Raw genomic sequence first — 21,560 nt, 5'->3', positions numbered from 1 at the left:
GTGCGGGTGTAGCTCAGTTGGTAGAGCGCAACCTTGCCAAGGTTGAGGTCACGAGTTCGAGCCTCGTTACCCGCTCCAAAAAATCGGTCGCACCGATGTTCAGTCGCAAGGCTGTTCGAAATGCGCGGGTGTAGCTCAGTTGGTAGAGCGCAACCTTGCCAAGGTTGAGGTCACGAGTTCGAGCCTCGTTACCCGCTCCAAACTCACGGGAGATTCGATGATGTCGAATCTCCCGTTTTCTTTTGCGCGGCCCCCGGATAATCCAGCCCGCCGCGCGGGTGGCGAAATCGGTAAACGCACCGTCTTATTCGGGGCTTCACGCAAAGTGGACACATCGGATTTGGCAAAAATCAACAACTTAGCGCAGTCTGTTGTGTCCATCAGAGTCTTGCGTCTTGTGAACAGTTGATAGGGTTAAGGACGCCCATGTGTCCACCGCCGGGTCGCGCTAACACGGGTTACCCACCGGCGGCGTCTGCGTGGCATGCGCCACGCCGCCCGTGGATAACCCTGCACTGCAAATACTCGACTAGCGGCTTCGCTCAGACACGACGGCCAGGCGCCCCTGCTTGAGTTGCCGGTTCTCCTCTCGAAGGTAGTAAACCTCATTGAGTAAAGACATCTCTCGTTCAAGAGAGCTGTCGAGCCGTTGCTGCAGCGTGGCAAGCTGCTGGCGCAGTTGAGGTATGGGATCGGCTGCAGCTTTGGCTTGTTTCTGGTCCAACGCGGCCTGATCGATAGCGGCGATGAGCGCCGCATAGCCCGGCCTGGACTTCTTGATGCTTCCCTTGCCTGAACCGGCTTCCTTAGCCACCGCATCGTTGTTGATGGGCTCCCCGCGAGCTTTGAGGCGCTCTAAGGCCTCGAGGTACTTGTCGACTTGGATCTTCGCGGCCATCACTGAGCTCCTTGGAGGCGATTGCTTGCCTTGAGGAGCACTTCGAGGTGACGGGCTTCCAATCGATGCTCAACGCTTCCTTCTTCGTCTCTCTCCAGAGCTGCCACCGCCACTTCCTGGAACTTGATGACGTGGTCCAGTCGCTTGCGGAAGACCACGAGGTTTACGCAGTTGGTTTCCAGGCAGTCGAACGGTATGGGTTCCAGAGGATCAGTCTTGCACGCTTCTGTCGACACGCAGCCACCCAGCGGGGTCTCGCAGTAGGCGACCTTGTTCTCCTCGAATAGGCGCAGCGTGTCCTGCCGGCTGCGAGATTCAACGGTGCTGGCCATGCGCTGTGCGCCCTGGCCGAGCAAGTCTTGATCCGAGAAGAGCACGCCGAAGGCGTAGGAAAAGTAGCTGCTCTCGGCCTTGGCAGCCCTCCATTCATGCGAGAAGTGCTCCTTGTCGAACACCAGGTTGACAGCCCTGGAGAACCCGTCGGCGTAGTAAGCAGACATCTCCTCGATGATGTGCTGCAGCTGCGCCTTGAGCGCTGGCAGACTGACCATGCCCGATCGGTGTGCATACACCGCCAGGCTGCGACGCAGCTGGTGGAACGCAAGGGGCCAGCGCTTGCTGACCACGATGTCGTCGCGGGCCCATCCACGAGCAAGTTCAAGACGGTCAAGCTCATCGATGTCAGACTGCTCGATGACTGGGCAGATGACTCCTCTGAGAAGGGATAAGGATCGATTGAGGGGCCCGTTTGACATTGCTCTGTAGGGGTTCTGCGTAGACGGGAACAGCAGGGCTCGCTGTCCGGCCTTGGGGGGCTTGCCGCGTTGCTGTTCAATCGCTAGAGCAATGCGTTGAGCGAGACGCACAGCACGGGCGCCCTGGTGGCTCGTTATCCAGGCCGTCGGGCGCTTGACCCCCCTATGCAACTTATGAGTGAAGCCCTGAAGTTCATAGTGCGTCGAACCCATCTGCTCAAACTCCTCCAAGACGTTTTCGAGCGGCAGGATGGACACCTCGCCAATGCGCATGCCGGTGTAGGCTGCCACCACGAGCATCAAGGCCATTTGATGCTCGACGAGGCGCGCCAAAATGAAGTTGTCGAGCGCCTTGCCAGGGCCCGGTACGTAGCCCAACCCTTTCATCTGGTCCGCTACATCGGCGAGGGTTTTGACGCGCATGTATTCGCGCTGGTTTGATGTCAGATCCTGGGTGTTGCGCGATACAGCTCGTTCTTTGGCATAGCAGTCGAGCAGCGTGTCGAGCTCCTGCTCGATGACGCTCATGCGGTCGCCAAGCGCGGCCAGGATGGCGCAGTACACGCGAGACGGGATGAGTGGCGTTTGCTTTGTGTCGGGACGACTCCTGAACTCCTCATTCAAGGCGGCTCGAAGGATCTGTAGCTGAATGTCCGCAGGCGCGCCCAACTGCCTACGGTGGCGCCACAGGGTTTTTAGCGCAGCGGACGACACGGCCAGGTACTGCGTATTCATGGTTTTCGCGCCCTCCGTGACACACTCCAAAGTGGTCAGCAGGGTGTAGAGGTCTACACCCTTGTCGGCGGCCATTTCGCACCAAGCGTTCAAGGCAAAGTTTGTGTTCAGCAGCGTGGGCCAGGCTCTCGTCCTGCCTGCGTCCATGTGCAGCCACATAAGAGCCTTGTGCTGCTCGCGAATGAGCCATTTAAGGCCCGACGCCGGTGCGCCTTCCGGCTCGTAGAAGTACAGCGTTATAGCCGCCGTGCCATCGGTGCTCATGCTGCTCAAATTCCATGAGCGGTCGCCGAAACATGAGGCCACACCACCGGCCGTGTCGTAGCACACCGGCAGATCTGCAGGGAAGAACGACTGGCGTGTGTCTTCATCAGGGATAGCAGGGGCGGTACGGGCGAGAGTTGAAATGTTCATATGCAGTTCGGCCTACTGTCCAGTCGACGCAGGCAACATGCCCAGCAGATGCAGTTGCTGGAGCTTGCGGGCCCAGTAATGGGTGAGCTGGCCGCGCTCTTCGACCTCCGCGCGTACGGCCTCATAGGCCTGGGGTTTGCGCAGTTTGAGCTCCCCGAGCAGCGCGTTGACGCGATCCACGACGGCGGTGTAAAGCCGCTCGGCCTTAACAGAGTCCGCGTTCAAAGGGACGATGTGCTTCAGCACCCGGCGACACGACATCAGCTTCCTCATATCCTCCGCGTCCGCGTGAAGGCGGTAGTTGCTGCAGAAGAAACATCCTTCCACCTTGTTGCAGTCCGGCGCGACGGCGGCCGACGAATCGGGAGGTGACGGTTTCCCATGGTCAACGCAAATGCCGATGGGGATGACCTTCGTTTGCGACCGCGCTGGAAGGTCCTCAGAAGTCGCCAGAACAGTTTTTTCAAGCGAGCCAAGGAACGCGGTCATCTCACCTTGCCGCGTAGCCTCCTGGGCTTTGCAGTAGGCCGCGACGGCGGTTTTGACGCTGTGGCCCATGATCTTCGCTGCCACTGCAACTGGGGCCTTTCTAACCAAGTCCTGCTGCTTGTAGGCGCGTAGCTGGCGCAAAGTAACGCTAGGCAGGCTTGCTCCCGCACGGACGACCTTCCGCCTGAGATGAAGTAGGAAGCTTTGGTCGAGCGCACAGATGGAAGTGGGTTCACCTTTCAACTTCTTGTAGTTGCATTGCACAAACATGGGTGCGATGTCACCGCCTCCCAGCGAGACCACAAGTGTTTGCCTCACCCGCAGGAATGTCTTCAGGCGGGTCATCGTGGTGGCAGACAGATGAACCTCCACTGCTCTACCGCCAGCGCGAAACTTCACTGCCTTTTGCGTGAGGTTGATGCGGTCGGGCTCCGCCAGTTGGTCCTCCAAATCCTCCGGCTCCTCATACTCCTTGAGAACCGACAAGTTCGCGCCGGAGTCGACGAATACCAAGCCGGCGAAGCTCACACAGGCGAGCTCCATGAGCCGCAGCGGGCCGTAACTAGCTCGTAGGCCGACCACCTTAGAGTCATCAGAGGCGGAGACTCGCAGCAACCGCTCAGGTGCCATGTGGCGTTCGCCCAAAACTATCCCAGCTGCGGAATCGAACACGGCCTGGAGCGTCGAGCTGAACGCGCCCACCGCTTGAGCGTCCGGTGCATCCGTTCCTTCGCCCCTGATACGCGGCAACGGCTCAATGTGGTCTTTGTAGACGCGGCCATGAATCTCCGACAGACACGCGATGGCACCTAGGTCTCTATCGCTGGCGGTGCTCGAGGTGAGCTTATGGTTTTGCAGCTGGTTGCGGAGGTACGTGTGATAGCCCTTCAGCGCTTCCAAGCCGACGCTCGGATCACTCAGCAGCGCCTCGAAGCGTCCCGCGTGCTGAGGTTGGTCAGCCCAAGAGAGCAGGAAGCCCAGCTCGTGCAATGAGCGCTCGATAGTCCTGGGCCTGGCGTTGTTGAAGAGGAACGATTTCGACAGGCGCTCCAAGGCCGGAGAAATTGCCTTGACCCTTGCCTCGGAGAGCGAGCTGGCATCGAAGCACTTGAGGACGCCGCGTCCTTCACCTTCACGTCGGAGGTAGCACCACTGAAAAGAGTAAACCTGGCTCCCATCTGTGAGTCGCAGCACAGTGTTGGCTGGAACATAGATGTCCGGCGCCGTGCTGAACGGGAAGTCGAGAACCGGGAGCGTCTTGACGTAGGTGGGCGTGCACCGTTGCCAGCTGGCTGCTAGCGCTGTGCTTGACGGACTCACTTGGTTCCCTGAATCAGTTCGACCAGGTGATTGCTCCAGCCTTGCTGCGCCAGCTCGAGGTGATGCATGTGCTCGCGGTACTCCAGGTACTTGTCAGTGGTAAGAGGGCTCCTGTGCCACATCAGCTTTCTAAGCTGGTCCCGGGCCCAGGCGTAGTGTTTTGCGAACCCCTCAGGGCCGGCCTGAAGCATCTGATAGTCGACCCAGTTCATGCCGAAGGTGGCCCTCAGGTCATGGAATCGGTACTTGAACTTTGGTTGGGTCTTGCGCACAAGGGGGATGACGCTTTGCTCGATGAACTTGCGCAGTGGCCTTCCGCTAAGCGCAGAGCGTCGCAGCGGGGAATCGGAGTCGCGCACCGCATTGCGGTCATCTTTGGACTCGTAGTAGGGCTGGCCCCGCTGGGTCAGGAACAGATAGTTGCTGGGGTCTTCGCCTCTGGCCGTCTTGGCTCGCCTGTGCATGGCGCGGTCTGACACCGCGTAGGCATGCAGCATTTCATAGAGCTGTCGCGGCATCGAGAGATACACATCAGTGGCATTCCCCTTGGTGTCAATTCCCGTGCCGGGGCCGCATCGAATCTTGTGCGACCACTGCGGAATCTGGTCCGCTGGGCGCATCACGTCTCGGAGCCGAAGCGTAAGGACGGTCATCTCGCGTGCACCAGTGAGGAGAGCGATGTAGTGCATCAGCTCGTATTCGATGTTGCCTAGTTCCTTCAAGGCGGCCACCAGCGCCGTCTGCTCTGACACGGGCAGCGGGCGCAGCTTGCCTCCGTCGTGGATGGTTTCGTCCCACGCATCCTGATAGGTGGGTGCCTTGATGGACACGTCCGTGGTCAAGACGGACGCCACCTGCTTGAAGCCTTTGCCGTCCCGATACTCGATGCCCACCTCCGTCTCAACCCACGGGTCGTTGGCAGGTGAGAACCGCATCAGCGGATTGCGCATGAGAAAGCGATAGAAGCTGATGACGGTCGACATGCGTCTCGACGCGGTCGACTTCTTCAGTTCGCCCGAGTTGAGCTGGGCATGAAGATGATTTCGGTACAGGTAGGTGGGACGGGCGTACTTCTCGACAGCGGAGAAGTCGTCCCACTCAAGAGCCAGCTCATCGAGGAAGGTCTTGTAAGCGGCCAGATCTTGGGCCACGGGCTTAAGAGAACTGACGCCCATTGGCTTGGCTTGCGCTTTGTCCAGCAACCACATGCAGGCTGCCGGCCACGGCGCACCGGCACTGTCGACAACAAGCGGGAACGAACGGAATTCTGTCCAGCGCGTAGCACTGGGCTTGGTGGGCTCGCGCCAATACTTGACGTGCTTCCCGTCGTGGCGGTGATCGACAGGCAAGCAGCCCGCGCCAGGGGTGCTCCGGACAGAGGTCAGCCGAAGGAGGGGAAGCGTGTGGACGCCAGGCCGATCCAGGTTGGGCATTGCGCGATGCGCGTGCCCGCTGTGGTGCCGGCGGCGGGACTTGAACCCGCATCTCCGTGAGGAGGAGGGATTTTAAGTCCCTTGCGTATACCGATTTCGCCACGCCGGCCGCGGGCACAACAATGATAATGTGTCCATCTTACCCAAAGCGCCGGATGCGGCCAGGTGCGTCGAAAGGCCCGGATAGCGGACTTAAAATCCGCCGTCTCGAAAGGGACGTACGGGTTCAAGTCCCGTCCCGCGCACCACTCAACGGTCAGCAGCTGCTGGCCGTTTTGCTTTGCGGCTGCCAGGCCTGTACGGCGGTGTCCTGCCAGCCCAGCACGCGGCCGATCCAGCGCTGCAGGGCCACGGGATCGCCACTGGTCTCGATGTCCAGTGCAGGGATGTCGCCTTCCCTGGGCGTCCACAGGCTGAGCGCCCGACGCGCGACGGCGGTCTCGATGCGCAGCAACTCGACCTCAGGACCCAGTGCAGCCCGCCATAGCGGCTCGATGAAGGGATAGTGGGTGCAGCCCAGCAGGGCTGTGTCTATGCCTGCAGCGCGCATGGGCGCGCAATAGCGGTCGACGAGGGCCTGCAACTCGGCGCTGTCCAGGTCGCCCGCCTCGATGCGATCGACGACGCCGGCGCAGCCCTGCACGACGACCTGCCGGTCGCCGATATGCCTGTCGATCAGCGCCCGCAGTCTGGTGCTCGCGGCGGTGGAGGGCGTGGCCAGCAGGCCGATGCGGCCATTGCGTGTCGCCGCCACGGCGGGCTTGATGCCAGGCTCGGTGCCGACGAAGGGCAGGGCGGGCCAGCGCGCACGCAAGGCTTCGATGGCGTGGGCCGTGGCTGTATTGCAGGCGACGACGATGAGCTCGGCGCCTTTTTCGACCAAGTGCTCGGTGATGGCGACGCTGCGCGCCCGGATCTCGTCGGGGCTGCGATTGCCATAGGGGGCGTAGGCCGTGTCGGCGAGGTAGCGCAGACGCGCGGAGGGCAGTAGCGTGCGCAGTTCGCGCAGCACGGTGAAGCCGCCGACACCGGAGTCGAAGACGCCGATCTCGCGGCGCGGGTGGGGATCATCAATCTGCATGAGCAAAAGCAGTCTAGCTTCACGTTTTCGAGAGGCCTCTCCAGAAAAGCTTCGTCCACCGCCAACAAGGGTCTGGCTAGAATCGAACGATCGTGCTTTTTTAAGCCCGGCTCCCCCGAGGAGCGCCCCTTAGAATCTGATTAACGTTTACGTCAATTCGAGCTGGAGTTTTCGATGAAGGTCTTGGTCCCTGTCAAACGTGTCGTCGACTACAACGTCAAGGTGCGCGTGAAGAGCGACGGCACGGGCGTTGATATCGCCAACGTCAAGATGTCGATGAACCCCTTCGACGAGATCGCCGTCGAAGAGGCGGTGCGCCTGAAGGAGAAGGGCGCTGTTACCGAGGTGATCGCCGTGTCCTGCGGCGTCACCCAGTGCCAGGAAACCCTGCGCACCGCCATGGCCATCGGCGCCGACCGTGCCATCCTGGTCGAAACCCCTGCCGACCTCGAGCTGCAGCCCCTGGCCGTCGCCAAGCTGCTGAAGGCCCTGGTCGACAAGGAAGGCCCCTCGCTCGTCATCCTCGGCAAGCAGGCCATCGATGACGATTGCAACCAGACCGGCCAGATGCTGGCCGCGCTGACCGGCATGCCGCAGGGCACCTTCGCCTCCAAGGTGGAAGTGGCCGGCGACAAGGTCAACGTGACCCGTGAAGTGGATGGCGGCCTCGAGACCGTGTCCCTGAGCCTGCCGGCCGTCGTGACGACCGACCTGCGCCTGAACGAGCCGCGCTACGTCACCTTGCCCAACATCATGAAGGCCAAGAAGAAGCAGCTCGACATCGTCAAGCCGGCCGATCTGGGTGTGGATGTCTCGCCGCGCATCAAGACGCTGAAGGTCAGCGAGCCGCCCAGGCGTGGCGCTGGCGTGAAGGTGCCTGATGTGGCGACCCTCGTTACCAAGCTCAAGACCGAAGCCAAGGTCATCTAAGCCATCTGAGAACTTTGCGGGACAGACCGCAGCGGCGCAGCCGCCAGCTCTGTCCTCAACTGACTAGGAAAAATTGAGATGACCGCACTCGTCATTGCTGAACACGACCACGGCACCCTGAAGGCCGCCACCCTGAACACCGTCACCGCCGCTGCCGCCCTGGGCGGCGACGTGCACGTGCTGGTGGCCGGCCACAACGCTGGTGCCGCCGCTGCGGCCGCCGCACAGATCGCCGGTGTCGCCAAGGTCCTGCACGCCGACGCCGCCACGCTGGCCGAAGGCCTGGCCGAGAACGTCGCCGCGCAAGTCATCGCGCTGGCTTCGGGCTACAGCCACATCCTCTTCCCCGCCACCGCTGCCGGCAAGAACGTCGCCCCGCGCGTCGCCGCCCTGCTGGACGTGGGCCAGATCAGCGACATCACCAAGGTCGTCAGCGCCGACACCTTCGAGCGCCCGATCTACGCCGGCAACGCCATCGCCACCGTGCAAAGCGCCGATGCCACCAAGGTCATCACCGTGCGCACGACCGGCTTCGACCCGGCAGCCGCCACCGGTGGCTCGGCCGCTGTTGAATCCGCTACGGCTGCCGCCGACTCTGGCAAGAGCAGCTTTGTGGGCCGTGAGGTCACCAAGAGCGACCGCCCCGAGCTGACCGCCGCCAAGATCATCGTGTCCGGCGGCCGTGCCCTGGGCTCGAACGACAAGTTCATGGAAGTGTTGACGCCGCTGGCCGACAAGCTGGGCGCCGCCCTGGGTGCCTCGCGCGCCGCCGTGGACGCCGGCTACGCGCCCAACGACTGGCAGGTCGGCCAGACCGGCAAGATCGTTGCGCCCCAGCTGTATGTGGCCTGCGGCATCTCCGGCGCCATCCAGCATCTGGCCGGCATGAAGGACTCCAAGGTGATCGTGGCCATCAACAAGGATCCGGAAGCCCCCATCTTCTCGGTGGCCGACTACGGCCTCGAAGCCGACCTGTTCACGGCCGTGCCGGAACTCGTCAACGCGCTGTAAACCCGAGCGCCGACCGCACCCCGGGCGCCCCGACTTCGTCTGTCGCGGCGCCCTTTTTGTCTCCGCCTGGAGGAACAAATGAGTTACCAAGCCCCCGTCAAGGACATGCTCTTCAACATCCAGCACCTCGCTGGCCTGGAGACCCTGACCCAACAAGTCCCCGCCTTCGCCGACTTCGGCCTGGACACGGCCGGCGCCGTGCTGGAGGAGTGCGCCAAGCTGACGCAGGACGTCATCGCGCCGCTGAACTTCGAGGGCGACAAGAACCCGTCGAGCTGGAAGGACGGCGTCGTCACGACCACGCCCGGTTTCAAGGAGGCTTTCCGCGCCTACGGTGAGGGCGGCTGGCAGGGCCTGGTGCATCCGACCGAGTTCGGCGGCCAGGGCGCGCCCAAGACGATAGCGGCGGCCTGCAACGAGATGCTGCAGTCGGCCAACATGAGCTTCGCGCTGTGCCCGCTGCTGACCGACGGCGCCGTCGAGGCTCTGTTGACGGCGGGTAGCGACGAGCAGCGCAGTGTCTACATCCCCAAGCTGCTGGACGGCTCGTGGACGGGCACGATGAATTTGACCGAGCCGCAGGCCGGCTCCGACCTGGCCCTGGTGCGCACGCGCGCCGAGCCCGTGGGTGACGGCACGTACAAGATCTTCGGCACCAAGATCTTCATCACCTACGGCGAACACGACATGGCCGAGAACATCGTCCACCTCGTGCTGGCCCGCGTGGCCGGGGCGCCGGAGGGCGTGAAGGGCATCAGCCTGTTCCTGGTGCCGAAGTTCATGGTGAATGCCGACGGATCCTTGGGCGCCCGCAACGACGCCCACTGCGTGTCCATCGAGCACAAGATGGGCATCAAGGCCAGCCCGACGGCGGTGCTGCAGTTCGGCGACCACGGCGGCGCCATCGGCACCTTGATCGGCCAGGAGAACCGCGGCCTGGAGTACATGTTCATCATGATGAACGCGGCCCGCTACGGCGTCGGCCTGCAGGGCATCGCCATCGCCGACCGCGCATACCAGAAGGCCGTGGCCTATGCCAAGGACCGCGTGCAGTCGCGCCCGGTGGACGGTTCGGTGGCCGGCAGCGCCGCCATCATTCACCACCCCGATGTGCGCCGCATGCTGATGACGATGCGCTCGCTGACGGAGGGCTGCCGCGCGATGGCGAGCACGGCCGCTGCGGCTTTCGACGCGGCTCACCATCACCCCGACGCCGAGGCCCGCAAGCAGAACCAGGCCTTCTACGACTTCATGGTGCCGCTGGTGAAGGGTTACAGCACCGAGATGAGCCTGGAGGTCACGTCGCTCGGCGTGCAGGTGCACGGCGGCATGGGCTTCATCGAGGAGACCGGCGCGGCCCAGTACTACCGCGACGCCAAGATCCTGACCATCTACGAAGGCACGACGGCCATCCAGGCCAACGATCTCGTCGGCCGCAAGACCTCGCGCGACGGCGGCCAACTGGCGCGCGGCATCGCGGGCCAGATCGAAGTCACCGAAGCAGCCCTGGCCCAGCGCGACAGCGTGGCTGCTCGGGCGGTGCTCAAGGCCCTGCGCGCCTCGCGTGAGGACTTCCTCGCCGTGGTGGACTTCATCGCGGCTGAAGCCAAGGGCAACCCCAATGCCGCCTATGCCGGCTCGGTGCCGTACCTGATGCTGGCGGGCAATCTCGTCGCTGGCTGGCAACTCGCGCGCGCCCTGATGGCCGCGGAAGACGCCTTGGCGACTGACAAGGAATTCATGGCCGCCAAGATCACGACGGCGCGCTTCTACGCAGAACACATCCTGCCGCGCACTTCGTCGCTGCGCGCCGCCATCGTCGACGGCGCTGACAGCGTGACCGCCATGGCCCTTGAGAGCTTCTGAGGAGACTGACTTGGCTTTGCCCGCTATCCTGAAGAACCTGCCGCTGCCGGTCATCGGCTCGCCGCTGTTCATCATCAGCAACCCCAAGCTCGTCATCGAGCAGTGCAAGGCCGGCGTCGTCGGCTCCATGCCGGCGCTGAACGCCCGCCCGGCCGAACTGCTCGATGAATGGCTGGCCGAGATCACCGAGACGCTGGCCGCCTACAACCGCGCCAACCCGGACAAGCCCGCCGCGCCCTTCGCCATCAACCAGATCGTGCACAAGAGCAACGAGCGGCTCGAGCACGACATGCAGGTCTGCGCCAAGTACAAGGTGCCCATCGTCATCACGAGCCTGGGTGCGCGTGAGGACGTGAACGCCGCCGTGCACGGTTGGGGCGGCATCGTGCTGCACGACATCATCAACAACAAGTTCGCCAGGAAGGCCATCGAGAAGGGCGCCGACGGCCTCATCGCGGTGGCGGCGGGTGCGGGTGGCCACGCGGGCGTGAAGAGCCCGTTCGCGCTGATCCATGAGATCCGTGAATGGTTCGACGGCCCGCTGGCCCTCTCGGGCTCCATGGGCACGGGCGATGCCATCCTGGCGGCGCAAGCCATGGGCGCCGACCTGGCCTATATCGGCTCGGCCTTCATCGCCACCGTTGAGGCGCGGGCCAGCGAGGACTACAAGCAGATGATCGTCGCCAGCAACAGCGACGACATCGTCTACAGCAACCTCTTCACCGGCGTGCATGGCAACTACCTGCGCGGCTCGGTGGTCGCGGCGGGCCTGGACCCCGAGAACCTGCCGGAGAGCGACCCCAGCAAGATGAACTTCGGCGGCAGTGCGGCCAAGGCCTGGAAGGACATCTGGGGCAGCGGCCAGGGCATTGGTGCGGTCAAGGAAGTGGTGCCTGCCGGTGAACTCGTGGCGCGCCTGAAGCGCGAGTACATGGCGGCACGCGCGCGCCTGTCCTTGAACTGAATTCCTGTCTCTGCATCGACGGCCGCTCTCGGGCGGCCGTTTCCTTTGGTGAGTTTCCTGTCCCTGAAGCGAGCGACTCATGAAAACGTCTCGCACGGGTTTTCCATGAAAGCGCTTTCTCTCTTCTCCCGGGAGGATGCCGCACAAATCTGAAAGCGCTTTCAAGCGGCTTTCCGATGGCGACCTGACCCCGGCAGCGGCTGCATGCCGGGGAGCGCAGTAGGTCCTTGCAGTCGAGACACCGGCCAGGGAAGGGCTTGCGCCCTCCCAGCGTTGGGACCCCGAACGACCCGCCGATCCTCACGACGAGCGGGCAAGGAGACAAAGGTGAATCTTGTTTTGCGTTGCTTGCGCCTGATGGGCGCTTGGCTGGCGCTGGTGCTCGGCCTGCTCGGCGCGACCCCAGCCCTGGCCCAGGACTACACCCAGGGCGTGGACGTCAGCGGCACCACGGCCACCATCTGGTTCAAGTCCAATGTGTCGACCACCTGGGTCGACGCCCACTACACCGTCAACAACGGCGCCCAGCAGAACATCCGCATGACGGCTGCCAACGGCCGCTATGAGCAGAAGGTCACCGTCGCCAGCGGCAACGTGATCGGCTACTGGTTCACTTACAACAACGGCACGCCGGCCTACGACACGCCGAAGTTCAGCTACACCGTCAACGGCAACACCCAGGCCTCGGGCCCGATCTGCTTCTACGCCGACATCAACTATGCCGGCGAGAGCCTGTGCGTCAGCGCCGATTCGACCTGGATCGGTTCGGCCTGGAACGACCGCATCTCGTCCGTCAAGGTGCAGTCCGGCTACCAGGTCACGCTGTACAACGACATCAACTACGGCGGCGCTTCGCTGGTGCTGACGGCCAACGAGCCCAACCTCGTCAACCGCGCCTTCAACGACCTGGCCTCGTCGTACAAGGTCGGCCAGGCCTCGGGCACGTGGAACGGCCGCACGACCTTCAACATCGTCAACCAGACGGGCGGCCGCTGGACCGACGACCAAGTCTATTTCGCCATCATCGGCAAGGACTGGAGCACCGGCAAGTTCGTACGCGTGGACGCCGCGGGCAACTTCATCCCCATGTCCACCAGCGACAACGGCGCGCTGACCAAGAACGGTGTCACCTACACCAACTACTTCCACAAGCTCAGCAACACGCGCTCCATCACCATCCCGGCGCTGAACTCGGCCCGCGTGCTGATGTCGGTGGGCTCGCCGATGTACATCCGCGTCGTCGTCGACGGCAACGGCAACATCGGCTATGCCGGTGCCAACATCGAGAACCCGACCGATCCCAACATCGACGTCAACTTCGACTTCGGCGAGATGGCCATCATCCCGCAGGGCCAGGCCGACCCCGGCATCTTCATCAACACGACGCGCGTCGACCACTTCGGCTTTCCGCTGAAGCTGCGCGTGCAAGGCCTGGGCGGCTACGACCAGACCGTCGGTGAGGCGCTGACCGAGACGCGTGACCAGCTGTTCAGCAAGTACCAGGCCGAAGTGCCGGCACCGTTCCAGCCGCTGGCGCAGGCGCCGTACGCGCCGTATCGCATCATTGCCCCGGCCCATGGCACCTTCAAGCCGGGTGCGGCCAACGCCAGCTACCTGCAGCCCTATATCGACGCCGTCTGGGCCCGCTATCGCAACGAGGACCTGGTCTTCACGCTGCAGAACCTGGGCACCTTCCGCGGCCGCATCAGCGGTGACCGCTGGACCTTCACGGGCGGTTCGCCAGCCGGCACCTTCTACATCAACGGCAAGCCCGACACCGCCAGCGTGCTGCTGGGCGCCGGCCTGCTGGCCGATGCCAGCGGCAACCCGACCAACATCGGCACGCAGCTGCAGATCCAGGCCCAGATCTGCGCCGCGCTGAACCGCCATGTGCTGGAAACGCCGGCCAACTGGTACGTCCAGTCGGCCCACTATCCCGCCGGCACGCTGGGCAACTGGTTCGCCAAGTTCTGGCATGACCACAGCATCAACAAGAAGGCCTACGGCTTCGCCTACGACGACGTGGGCGACTTCAGCCCCTCGCTGCACACCCAGGCGCCGACGACGGTGACCTACACCATCGGCTGGTAAGCCCCGGACTTGCCAAACGACAAGGCCCCGCAGCGCGGGGCCTTTTTGCTTGCAAAGCCGTCACCGGTTTACTTCAACACCAGCTCCTGCACTTCCATGCTGCCGGCCAGCTTGCGCATCACCTTGCGCTCGCCGGAGGCCGCGTCCATCTTGCGCGTGTCGGCCGCCATATAGGCCTCGAACTTCTTCTGCAGGTCGAGCTGCTGAGCGTTGCTCAGGTAGTCCTTGGACTCGATGGCCAGGATCAGGTCGGGTTCGCCTTCGCGCGGGTTGTTGACGGCGAAGACGTGATAGGAGACGACGTTGCCCTCCTTCTTGCCCCATTCGTTGCCCTTCTTCCAGGTCTTGGACAGGAAGTCCATGTAGTTCTCGAATTGACCCGGCTCGATCTTGATGTGCGAGAAGTTCCAGACGGTGCCAGGCTTGTAGCTGGAGTCCTGGGCGAACGCGGCTGAACTCGCCAGCATCGCAACCGTCGCAAACATCGTCGTCGTGACTTTTCTGATGTCCATGTCGATGGCCCCTTCACCTCTTGACGCGGGTGATCGCGGTCGCGCGGTGTTGCGCCGGGTGACTATCCGGCGTCGGGCCGTGCAATGCCTGTCATGGGACCGGCGACGTCATCAAGCTTGATGAATCGCCTCAGCGCTTGTGGATGCGCCAGTGCGGCAGCGTCCATCCCGTCCACAGCGCCAGCCCGCGCAGCAGCACGGCCGTCGCGGCCGCGGCGCTGATGGTGGCCCATTGCGGCCAGTCCAGGGCCACGGCAGCCACCAGCACCCAGCCGCCCACGAAGCTGCACAGCGCATAGGGGCGATGGTCGTGGAAGGCCGCGGGAATCTCGTTGCAGACGATGTCGCGCAGCACGCCGCCGAAGACGGCGGTGATGACGCCCATCAGCACGGCGACGATGGCCGGCATGCCGGCATCCAGCGCCACCAGCGTGCCGTTGGCGGTGAACAGGCCCAGGCCCAGCGCGTCGGGCCACTGGATGGCGCGCTCGGTCAGCGCGAGGTGGCGGCGGCGCATCAGCAGCATGGCCGCCAGGCACAGCCCCATCAGCACCCACAGCCAGTCGGCGTGCTCGACCCAGAAGAAGGGCCGGCGGTCCAGCAGCACGTCGCGCAGCGTGCCGCCACCGAAGGCCGACAGCCCGGCGACGACGCACAGGCCGACGACGTCGAGCTGCTTGCGTGCGCCGGCCAGCAGGCCTGACAGCGCGAAGGCGAGGGTGGCGGCGATCTCGACGGCCGCCTGCAGCGTGGAGAAATTGATGACGGGTGGTTTCACTCGCGCATCATCGCCTCGGCGGCGGACTCATTTCACCGTGGCCAGCCGCATCTGCGGCGCATCGTTGGCGGCATGGGGAATGCTGACATTGGCCTTCATGGCCCAGGGCCTGACCTGGTGGTGCAGGGGGATGAAGAGCACCTCGTCACGCGTGCGCTTGAGCGCCTCCTGCATCTGGGCCAGGCGCTTGGCCGGATCGGTCTCGCCGCGCATCTGCTGGACCAGGGCGTCCACGCCGGCATCGCTGAGGCGGAAGTAGTTGCCCTTGCCATCCGGCCCGCCGGTGCGGGTGTGCACGATGTCCTGCAGCGTGTACTGCGCGTCGAAGGTGTTGACGCCCCAGCCATAGAGCCCGAAGGACAGGTCGAAGGCCTGCAGGGCCGGCGTGAACTGCGACATGGGCTGGGCGGTCAGCTTGGCGCGCACGCCGATCTTGGCCCACATGGCCACCGCTGCCTGGCAGATTTCCTCGTCGTTCACGTAACGGTCGTTGGGGCAGCGCAGAGGCACTTCGAAGCCGTCGGGGTAGCCGGCTTCGGTGAGCAGGGCCTTGGCGCGGGCGACGTCCGGCCGCATGGGGGTGTCGAGCTCCGCCGTCCAGCCCGCCGTGCCGGGCGCCACCATCAGGCCGGCCGGCACGGAATAGCCGCGCATCAAGTTGCGCTTGATGGCCTCTCGGTCCAGTGCCAGGCTCAGCGCCTGCCGCACCCGTTTGTCCTTGAAGGGGTTGCGGCCCTTGACCGAACTGTCCCGGATCTCGTCGCTGCCCTGGTCCATGAAAAAGAAGATGGTCCGGTTCTCCGGCCCGTCGATGACCTTCAGGCGCGGGTCGGCCTTGAGCTTGGCCACGTCCTGAGGGGGCAGGTCGGTCAGCAGGTCGATGTCACCGGACAGCAGCGCGGCGACGCGCGTGGCATCCTGCTTGATGGGCAAATAGGTCAGCACGCTGACATTGCCCCGGGGCTGGTCCCACCATCCGGGGAAGGCGGCGAACTGCAGCTGCTGATCGGGGCGCCATGACACCAGCCTGAAGCGGCCCGTGCCATTGGCATTGCGGGAGCAGTAGGTCTCTTCCTTGTCCTTGAGTTCCTGCGGCTTCTAGCACTTGTTCTTGATCAGCCAGTCCTTGCTGAGCATGCGCACGAACACCAGGTTACGCAGCAGCACCGGTTGGGGCGAGTCCAGCAGCAGGTCGACCGTGAAGTCATCGACCTTGCGCACCTCCTTGATGCCGGTGGCAAAGATGGTCATCTTGCTGGCCGGATGACGCAGGCGGGCGAAGGAGTAGACGACGTCGTCGGCATTGAAGGACTGGCCCTCGTGGAACTTGACGCCGCGGCGCAGTTCAAAGCGGATCTGGGTGGGGCTGATCGCCGTCCATCTCGTCGCCAGCGCCGGCTCCACCTCGAACTTCTCGGTGTACCGCACCAGGCCTTCGTAGGCATAGCCCGTCAGCGTCGTGGTGGTGCCGTGGTTGGCGGCGTGCGGGTCCAGCGACAGGACGTCGTTCTGCGCCGCCCAGCGCAGCGGGTTGGCCGAGGCGGTCAGCGCGGTGGCCAGCCAGGCGGCAGCCCAAAGGGTGGTCGGTTTCATGGGCCTCAGCGGATGGCGGTGAAGCGGGCCTCGAACATGTCGTTCGAGCGATGCAGGGTCTGCACGCCGGGCTTCATGGCCCAGGGGCGGATCTGGTGGTGCACGGGGATGAAGTAGTACTCGTCGCGCACGCGCAGCAGGGCCTCGCGGATGAGGGCGTTGCGCTGGGCGATGTCGGGCTCGAACTGGATGCGCTCCACCAGGCTGTCCAGCGTCGGGTCGGACAGGTGGCTGAAGTTCTGGCCGCCGTTGCCGCGTGCGTCCACGCTGTGGCCCCAGCCCTGCAGGCCCTGGTGGGCGTCATAGGTGGGCATGGAGATGCCGATCAGATAGAAGGGCGACTCGAAGCGCTCCAGGGCCTGGACATGCAGGCTCATGGGCTGGGCGACGAGACGGGCCCGCACGCCGATGCGTGCCCACATGGCCACCGCCGCCTGGCAGATCTGCTCGTCGTTGACGTAGCGGTTGTTGGGGCAGCGCAGCGGCAGCTCGAAGCCCTGCGGGTAGCCGGCCTCGGCGAGCAGCTTCCTGGCCTTGTCGAGGTCGGGCTTGAGCGGCGCATCGAGGCCGGCGTCATAACCGTTGACGCCCGGCGCCACCATCAACGCGGCCGGTACCGAGAGGCCGCGCATGATGCTGCGCTTGATGGCCTCGCGGTCCAGGGCCAGGTTCAGCGCCTCGCGCACCCGCCTGTCCTTGAAGGGGTTGCGCCCCTTGATGCTGGCGTCGCGCAACTCGGCGCTGCTCGTGTCCATCGCAAAGAAGACGGTGCGCACCTCGGTGCCTTCCAGCATCTTGAGGCGGGTGTCGGACTTGAGACGCTGGTAGTCCGCCGGCGGCACGTCGGTGACGAGGTCCACGTCGCCGGACAGCAGGGCCGCCACGCGCGTCGGCGACGACTTGATGGGCAGGTAGGTCAGCTCGGTGATATTGCCCTTGTTGCCGTCCCACCAGTCCTTGTTGATGGCCATCTGCACGGCCTGGTCGGGCGTCCAGCTGACCAGCTTGTAGGGCCCGGTGCCGTTGGCATTGCGCGAGGCGTAGTTCTCGTCCCTGGCCTTGAAGTCCTCCACATGGCCGGCACGGTTCTTCTCCGCCCAGGCCTTGCTCATGATGGCGAAGCTGACGAGGTTCTGCAGCAGCAGCGGCGTGGGCGCCTCCAGCATCAGGTCCACGCTGTGGTCGCCCAGTTTGCGGATCTCGCGTATGCCCGACACGTAGGCCTGCATGGCCCCTTGAGGCTCGCGGATGCGTGCGAAGCTGAAGACGACGTCATCCGCCGTGAAGGGGCTGCCGTCGTGGAACTTCACGCCCTTGCGCAACTCGAAGCGCACCTGCGTGGGCGAGACATAGGTCCAGCGCGTGGCCAGCGAGGGCTCGGGCTGGTAGTTCTCGCCGCGCCGCGTCAGGCCCTCGTAGACCTGGGCGGCGATGGTCAGCGAGGTGGTGTGGTTCTGCGAATGCGGGTCCAGCGTCAGGATGTCGTTCTGCGCGGCCCAGCGCAGCGGCGCAGCGTCTGCCAGGCTGCAGACGAGCAGCAACACCGCTGCGAAGGAGCGCAGCTTCATTTGACAGTGGTGAAGCGGGCTTCGAACTGGTCGTTGGAGCGATGCAGCGTGTCCACGCCTGGCTTCATGGCCCAGGGCCGGATCTGGTGGTGGATAGGAATGAAGAGGTACTCGTCGCGGATGCGCAGCAGGGCCTCACGGATCTGGGCATTGCGCTTGGCCGTGTCGGATTCGAACTTGATCTGTTGGATCAGGGCGTCCAGCTTGGCGTCGCTGACCTTGCCGAAGTTGAAATTGCCGTCGGGCCCGCCGGTGCGTGTGTGGCCCCAGGCCTGCATGGCGTACTGCGCGTCGTAGGTGGAGACGCCCCAGCCCAGCATGTAGAGGGGCGACTCGCCGCGCTGGAAGGTCTGGCTGTGCGTGACGAAGGGCGTCGACACCAGGCGCACCTTGACGCCGATCTTGGCCCACATCGACACGGCGGCCTGGCAGATCTGCTCGTCGTTCACGTAACGATTGTTGGGACAGTGCAGCGGTACCTCGAAACCCTGGCCGTAGCCGGCGTCGGCAAGCAGCTTGCGGGCCTTGTCCGGATCGGGCTTGAGCGGCGCGTCCAGGCCGGCGTCCCAACCATTGACGCCGGGCGGCACCATCAGTGCCGCCGGCACCGACAGGCCACGCATGATGCTGCGCTTGATCGCCTCGCGGTCCAGCGCGAGGTTCAGCGCCTCGCGCACGCGCTTGTCCTTGAACGGGTTCTTGCCCTTGACGGAGGAGTCGCGCAGTTCGTCGCTGCCCTCGTCCATGACGAAGAAGATGGTGCGCACCTCCGGCCCCTCGATGAGCTTGAGCTTGCCTTCCTCCTTGATCTTGAAGAAGTCGGCCGGCGGCAGGTCGGTGACGAGGTCCACATCGCCCGACAGCAGCGCCGCGACCCGCGTCGGTGGTGACTTGATGGGCAGATAGGTCAGTTCGGTGACATTGCCCTTGTTGCTGCCCCACCAGTCCTTGTTCTGCACCAGCTTGAGCGCCTGGTCGGGCTGCCAGGACACGAAGCGGTAGGGGCCGGTGCCCACCGCGTTGCGGCTGGCGTAGTTCTCGTCCTTGGACTTGTAGTCCGCGATGTTGCCGGCGTTGTTCTTCAGGCACCAGGACTTGCTCATGATGTTGAAGTTGACGATGTTCTGCAGCAGCATCGGCGTGGGCGCCTCCAGCAGCAGGTCGACGGTGAAGTCGTCGACCTTCTTGATCTCCTTGATGCCCGACACATAGGTCTGCTTGGTACCGCTTGGCTGGCGGATGCGGTCGAAGCTGAAGACGACGTCGTCGGCCGTGAAGGCCGAGCCGTCATGGAACTTGACGCCGCGTCGCAGCTCGAAGCGGACCTGCGTGGACGACAGATAGGTCCATTTGGTGGCCAGCGAGGGCTCGGGCTGGTAGGTCTCGCTGCGGCGGGTCAGGCCCTCGTAGATATGGGCGGAGAAGGTGTTGGAGGTGTTGTGATCCTGCGAGTGCGGGTCCAGCGTCAGGATGTCGTTCTGGGCGGCCCAGCGCAGCGGGGCGGCAGCGGCGGCGCCGATGGCCAGGGCGGCCAGCAGAGGCAACAGTCGCGGCAGATGGCGAAGAACGGATTTCATGCGGCTTCCTCGGGGCGTCAGAAGCCAAAAAATGTAGCCGCGACCCCGGGGGTGTCCGCTAGGGCTTGCCCGCGGGTTCGAGCGAGCAATCGCAACCCGCACCCGCTGCGATCCAGCGCCGCACCAGCCAGCCACGCAGCCCGCTGGGTTGTGCCGCCAGCGCGCCGCACACATAGCGTGCACCGTCCCAGCGCAGGGCCACGCATGCACCCTTGAGGCGCCGGCTCAGGATCACGCCCAGGGGGCAGGGCTCGGCCAGGCAGCAGACGCCGCAGCCATTGCACGGCTCGCCGACGGCCGGCTTGGGCGGGGCCTCGGGATGGATCTGGATGATTCGCTCAGGCGTCGCCACGCGAAGTCCTCATGTCGTTTTACGTCGTGCTAGGGTGCGGCAGCTTGCCATACCCATGGTCGCCAGGAGGGTCCCCGATGTCCAAGGTCAGAGTTGCCGCCTTCAGCCTTTCCCTCGACGGCTTCGGAGCAGGGCCCAACCAGAGCCTGGAAGCGCCGCTCGGCGTGGGCGGCCACGCCCTGCACCAGTGGTTCTTCCCGACCCGCACCTTCCAGAAGATGGTCGGCGGCGAGGGGGGGACGACGGATGCCGACGATCGCTTCGCGGTGCGCAGCTTCGACAACGTCGGCGCCTGGATCCTGGGCCGCAACATGTTCGGCCCGGTGCGCGGTTCCTGGCCCGACGACAGCTGGAAGGGCTGGTGGGGCAGCAACCCGCCTTACCACGTGCCGGTCTTCGTGCTGACCCACCACGAGAGGCCGCCACTGGAGATGGAGGGCGGAACGGTCTTCCATTTCGTCACCGAGGGCTTCGAAGCCGCGCTGCGGCGCGCGAAGGAGGCGGCCGCCGGCAAGGACGTGCGCATCGGCGGTGGTGTCTCGACCATCCGCCAGTACCTGCAGGCCGGCCTGATCGACGAGATGCACCTGGCGATGTCGCCTGTGCTGCTGGGCAGCGGCGAGTCTCTGCTGGCTGGTCTCGATCTGCCGGTCATGGGTTGGCAGGTCAGCGAGCGCGAAACCACGGCCAACGCCATGCATGTGGTGCTGACGAGATCTGGGTGAGCGGGAATAGGGCGGCGACCGGGCTGGTATCTCCAGGGGCGGACGGGGCTTTCCTGCACCGCCATCACCACCGCCTCTCTGGAGTACCGCCATGCCTGCCAAGAACTTCGCCATCGCCACCCTGATCGCCCTGCTGGGCTCTGCCGCCCTGGCCCAGGGTGCGCCGTCCGGCGACATGCCGACGAGCGCCGAGCTGCGTGCCTACACCCCGGTGCCGCGCAGCCGCGCCGAGGTGATCGCCGACCTGGAGATCTACCGCCGCTCCGGCCTGGCCGCGCTGGACGGCAGCGAGTCGCCCGACGCCTTCAGCAACGCCTATATCGCGGCCCAGGCCCGTTACCAGGCCCTGCGCGCCGCGCCGGCCTTCAAGCAGCTCGTGGCCCGCATCGCCCGTGAGCGCGGCGAGGTGGCTGAAGCGACGGCTCAATCGGGCACCACCGCGGTGACGCAATAGGCCCGTGCATACTG

At 64.5% G+C, this 21,560-nt stretch carries 17 protein-coding genes, 3 tRNA genes and 1 pseudogene; 9 read left to right on the top strand and 12 right to left on the bottom strand.

The genetic code is table 11. From position 1 onward, the window contains the following. Positions 1-2: 2 nt before the first annotated feature. A tRNA-Gly gene (locus AC3WOE_RS22885) sits at positions 3-78 on the top strand. 46 nt (positions 79-124) lie between these two features. After that, a tRNA-Gly gene (locus AC3WOE_RS22880) sits at positions 125-200 on the top strand. Between the two features lie 329 nt (positions 201-529). Here AC3WOE_RS22880 and AC3WOE_RS22875 read toward each other — a convergent pair. From AC3WOE_RS22875 to murI, 6 genes are all read right to left on the bottom strand, one after another. Next, positions 530-898 (bottom strand): hypothetical protein, encoded by a 369-nt coding sequence (locus AC3WOE_RS22875; protein WP_492693696.1) that lies wholly within the window; start codon positions 896-898, stop codon positions 530-532. Beyond that, complete coding sequence (locus tag AC3WOE_RS22870) at positions 898-2,802, bottom strand: hypothetical protein (RefSeq protein WP_492693695.1); 1,905 nt, start codon at positions 2,800-2,802, stop codon at positions 898-900. Before AC3WOE_RS22870 ends, AC3WOE_RS22875 begins: the two co-directional genes overlap by 1 nt. A gap of 12 nt (positions 2,803-2,814) precedes the next feature. Beyond that, positions 2,815-4,344 (bottom strand): hypothetical protein, encoded by a 1,530-nt coding sequence (locus tag AC3WOE_RS22865; RefSeq protein WP_492693694.1) that lies wholly within the window; start codon positions 4,342-4,344, stop codon positions 2,815-2,817. A 263-nt stretch (positions 4,345-4,607) separates the two neighbouring features. Next, positions 4,608-6,044 (bottom strand): site-specific integrase, encoded by a 1,437-nt coding sequence (locus tag AC3WOE_RS22860; RefSeq protein WP_492693693.1) that lies wholly within the window; start codon positions 6,042-6,044, stop codon positions 4,608-4,610. Between the two features lie 22 nt (positions 6,045-6,066). After that, positions 6,067-6,153 (bottom strand) — tRNA-Leu (locus AC3WOE_RS22855). Positions 6,154-6,300: 147 nt separating this feature from the next. After that, on the bottom strand, positions 6,301-7,125 hold the full coding sequence (murI, locus tag AC3WOE_RS22850) for a glutamate racemase (RefSeq protein WP_492693692.1): 825 nt from the start codon (positions 7,123-7,125) through the stop codon (positions 6,301-6,303). A 174-nt stretch (positions 7,126-7,299) separates the two neighbouring features. Between murI and AC3WOE_RS22845 the strand changes: the two genes are divergently transcribed. The 5 genes from AC3WOE_RS22845 (at position 7,300) to AC3WOE_RS22825 (ending at position 13,987) form a co-directional block, all read left to right on the top strand. Beyond that, positions 7,300-8,055, top strand: coding sequence for an electron transfer flavoprotein subunit beta/FixA family protein (locus AC3WOE_RS22845; RefSeq protein WP_492693691.1), 756 nt, complete (start codon positions 7,300-7,302; stop codon positions 8,053-8,055). A 78-nt stretch (positions 8,056-8,133) separates the two neighbouring features. Beyond that, positions 8,134-9,066 carry an electron transfer flavoprotein subunit alpha/FixB family protein gene (locus tag AC3WOE_RS22840; protein ID WP_492693690.1) on the top strand — a complete coding sequence of 311 codons (933 nt, stop codon included), beginning with the start codon at positions 8,134-8,136 and terminating at the stop codon, positions 9,064-9,066. A 78-nt stretch (positions 9,067-9,144) separates the two neighbouring features. Then, positions 9,145-10,932, top strand: coding sequence for an acyl-CoA dehydrogenase (locus tag AC3WOE_RS22835; protein WP_492693689.1), 1,788 nt, complete (start codon positions 9,145-9,147; stop codon positions 10,930-10,932). Positions 10,933-10,942: 10 nt separating this feature from the next. Continuing rightward, on the top strand, positions 10,943-11,896 hold the full coding sequence (locus AC3WOE_RS22830; RefSeq protein ID WP_492693688.1) for an NAD(P)H-dependent flavin oxidoreductase: 954 nt from the start codon (positions 10,943-10,945) through the stop codon (positions 11,894-11,896). A gap of 327 nt (positions 11,897-12,223) precedes the next feature. Then, positions 12,224-13,987 (top strand): beta-1,3-glucanase family protein, encoded by a 1,764-nt coding sequence (locus AC3WOE_RS22825; protein ID WP_492693687.1) that lies wholly within the window; start codon positions 12,224-12,226, stop codon positions 13,985-13,987. A 68-nt stretch (positions 13,988-14,055) separates the two neighbouring features. On the opposite strand, the gene AC3WOE_RS22820 is transcribed toward AC3WOE_RS22825, so the two are convergent. The 6 genes and pseudogenes from AC3WOE_RS22820 to AC3WOE_RS22795 form a co-directional block, all read right to left on the bottom strand. Further along, positions 14,056-14,499: a hypothetical protein gene (locus AC3WOE_RS22820; protein WP_492693686.1), complete on the bottom strand. Its 444-nt coding sequence runs from the start codon at positions 14,497-14,499 to the stop codon at positions 14,056-14,058. 130 nt (positions 14,500-14,629) lie between these two features. Further along, positions 14,630-15,277, bottom strand: a complete 648-nt coding sequence (locus AC3WOE_RS22815; RefSeq protein WP_492693685.1) for a trimeric intracellular cation channel family protein — start codon at positions 15,275-15,277, stop codon at positions 14,630-14,632. 27 nt (positions 15,278-15,304) lie between these two features. Beyond that, a pseudogene (locus AC3WOE_RS22810) lies at positions 15,305-16,870 on the bottom strand (ABC transporter substrate-binding protein). Between the two features lie 5 nt (positions 16,871-16,875). After that, complete coding sequence (locus tag AC3WOE_RS22805) at positions 16,876-18,438, bottom strand: ABC transporter substrate-binding protein (protein WP_492693684.1); 1,563 nt, start codon at positions 18,436-18,438, stop codon at positions 16,876-16,878. Continuing rightward, entirely contained in the window at positions 18,435-20,015 is a 1,581-nt protein-coding gene (locus AC3WOE_RS22800) for an ABC transporter substrate-binding protein (RefSeq protein ID WP_492693683.1), read from the bottom strand. The genes AC3WOE_RS22805 and AC3WOE_RS22800 overlap by 4 nt, the downstream gene beginning before the upstream one ends. 58 nt (positions 20,016-20,073) lie before the next feature. Next, positions 20,074-20,367, bottom strand: a complete 294-nt coding sequence (locus AC3WOE_RS22795; protein ID WP_492693682.1) for a hypothetical protein — start codon at positions 20,365-20,367, stop codon at positions 20,074-20,076. Between the two features lie 77 nt (positions 20,368-20,444). On the opposite strand from AC3WOE_RS22795, the gene AC3WOE_RS22790 reads away from it, so the two are divergent. Further along, on the top strand, positions 20,445-21,092 hold the full coding sequence (locus AC3WOE_RS22790; protein ID WP_492693681.1) for a dihydrofolate reductase family protein: 648 nt from the start codon (positions 20,445-20,447) through the stop codon (positions 21,090-21,092). Between the two features lie 91 nt (positions 21,093-21,183). Further along, entirely contained in the window at positions 21,184-21,546 is a 363-nt protein-coding gene (locus AC3WOE_RS22785; protein WP_492693680.1) for a DUF4148 domain-containing protein, read from the top strand. The last annotated feature ends 14 nt before the right edge of the window (positions 21,547-21,560 follow it).

Source organism: Roseateles sp. FW305-36 (assembly GCF_058787015.1).
Note: the sequence above shows the minus strand (reverse complement) of the source record. Positions and strands in the feature narration are given on the sequence as shown.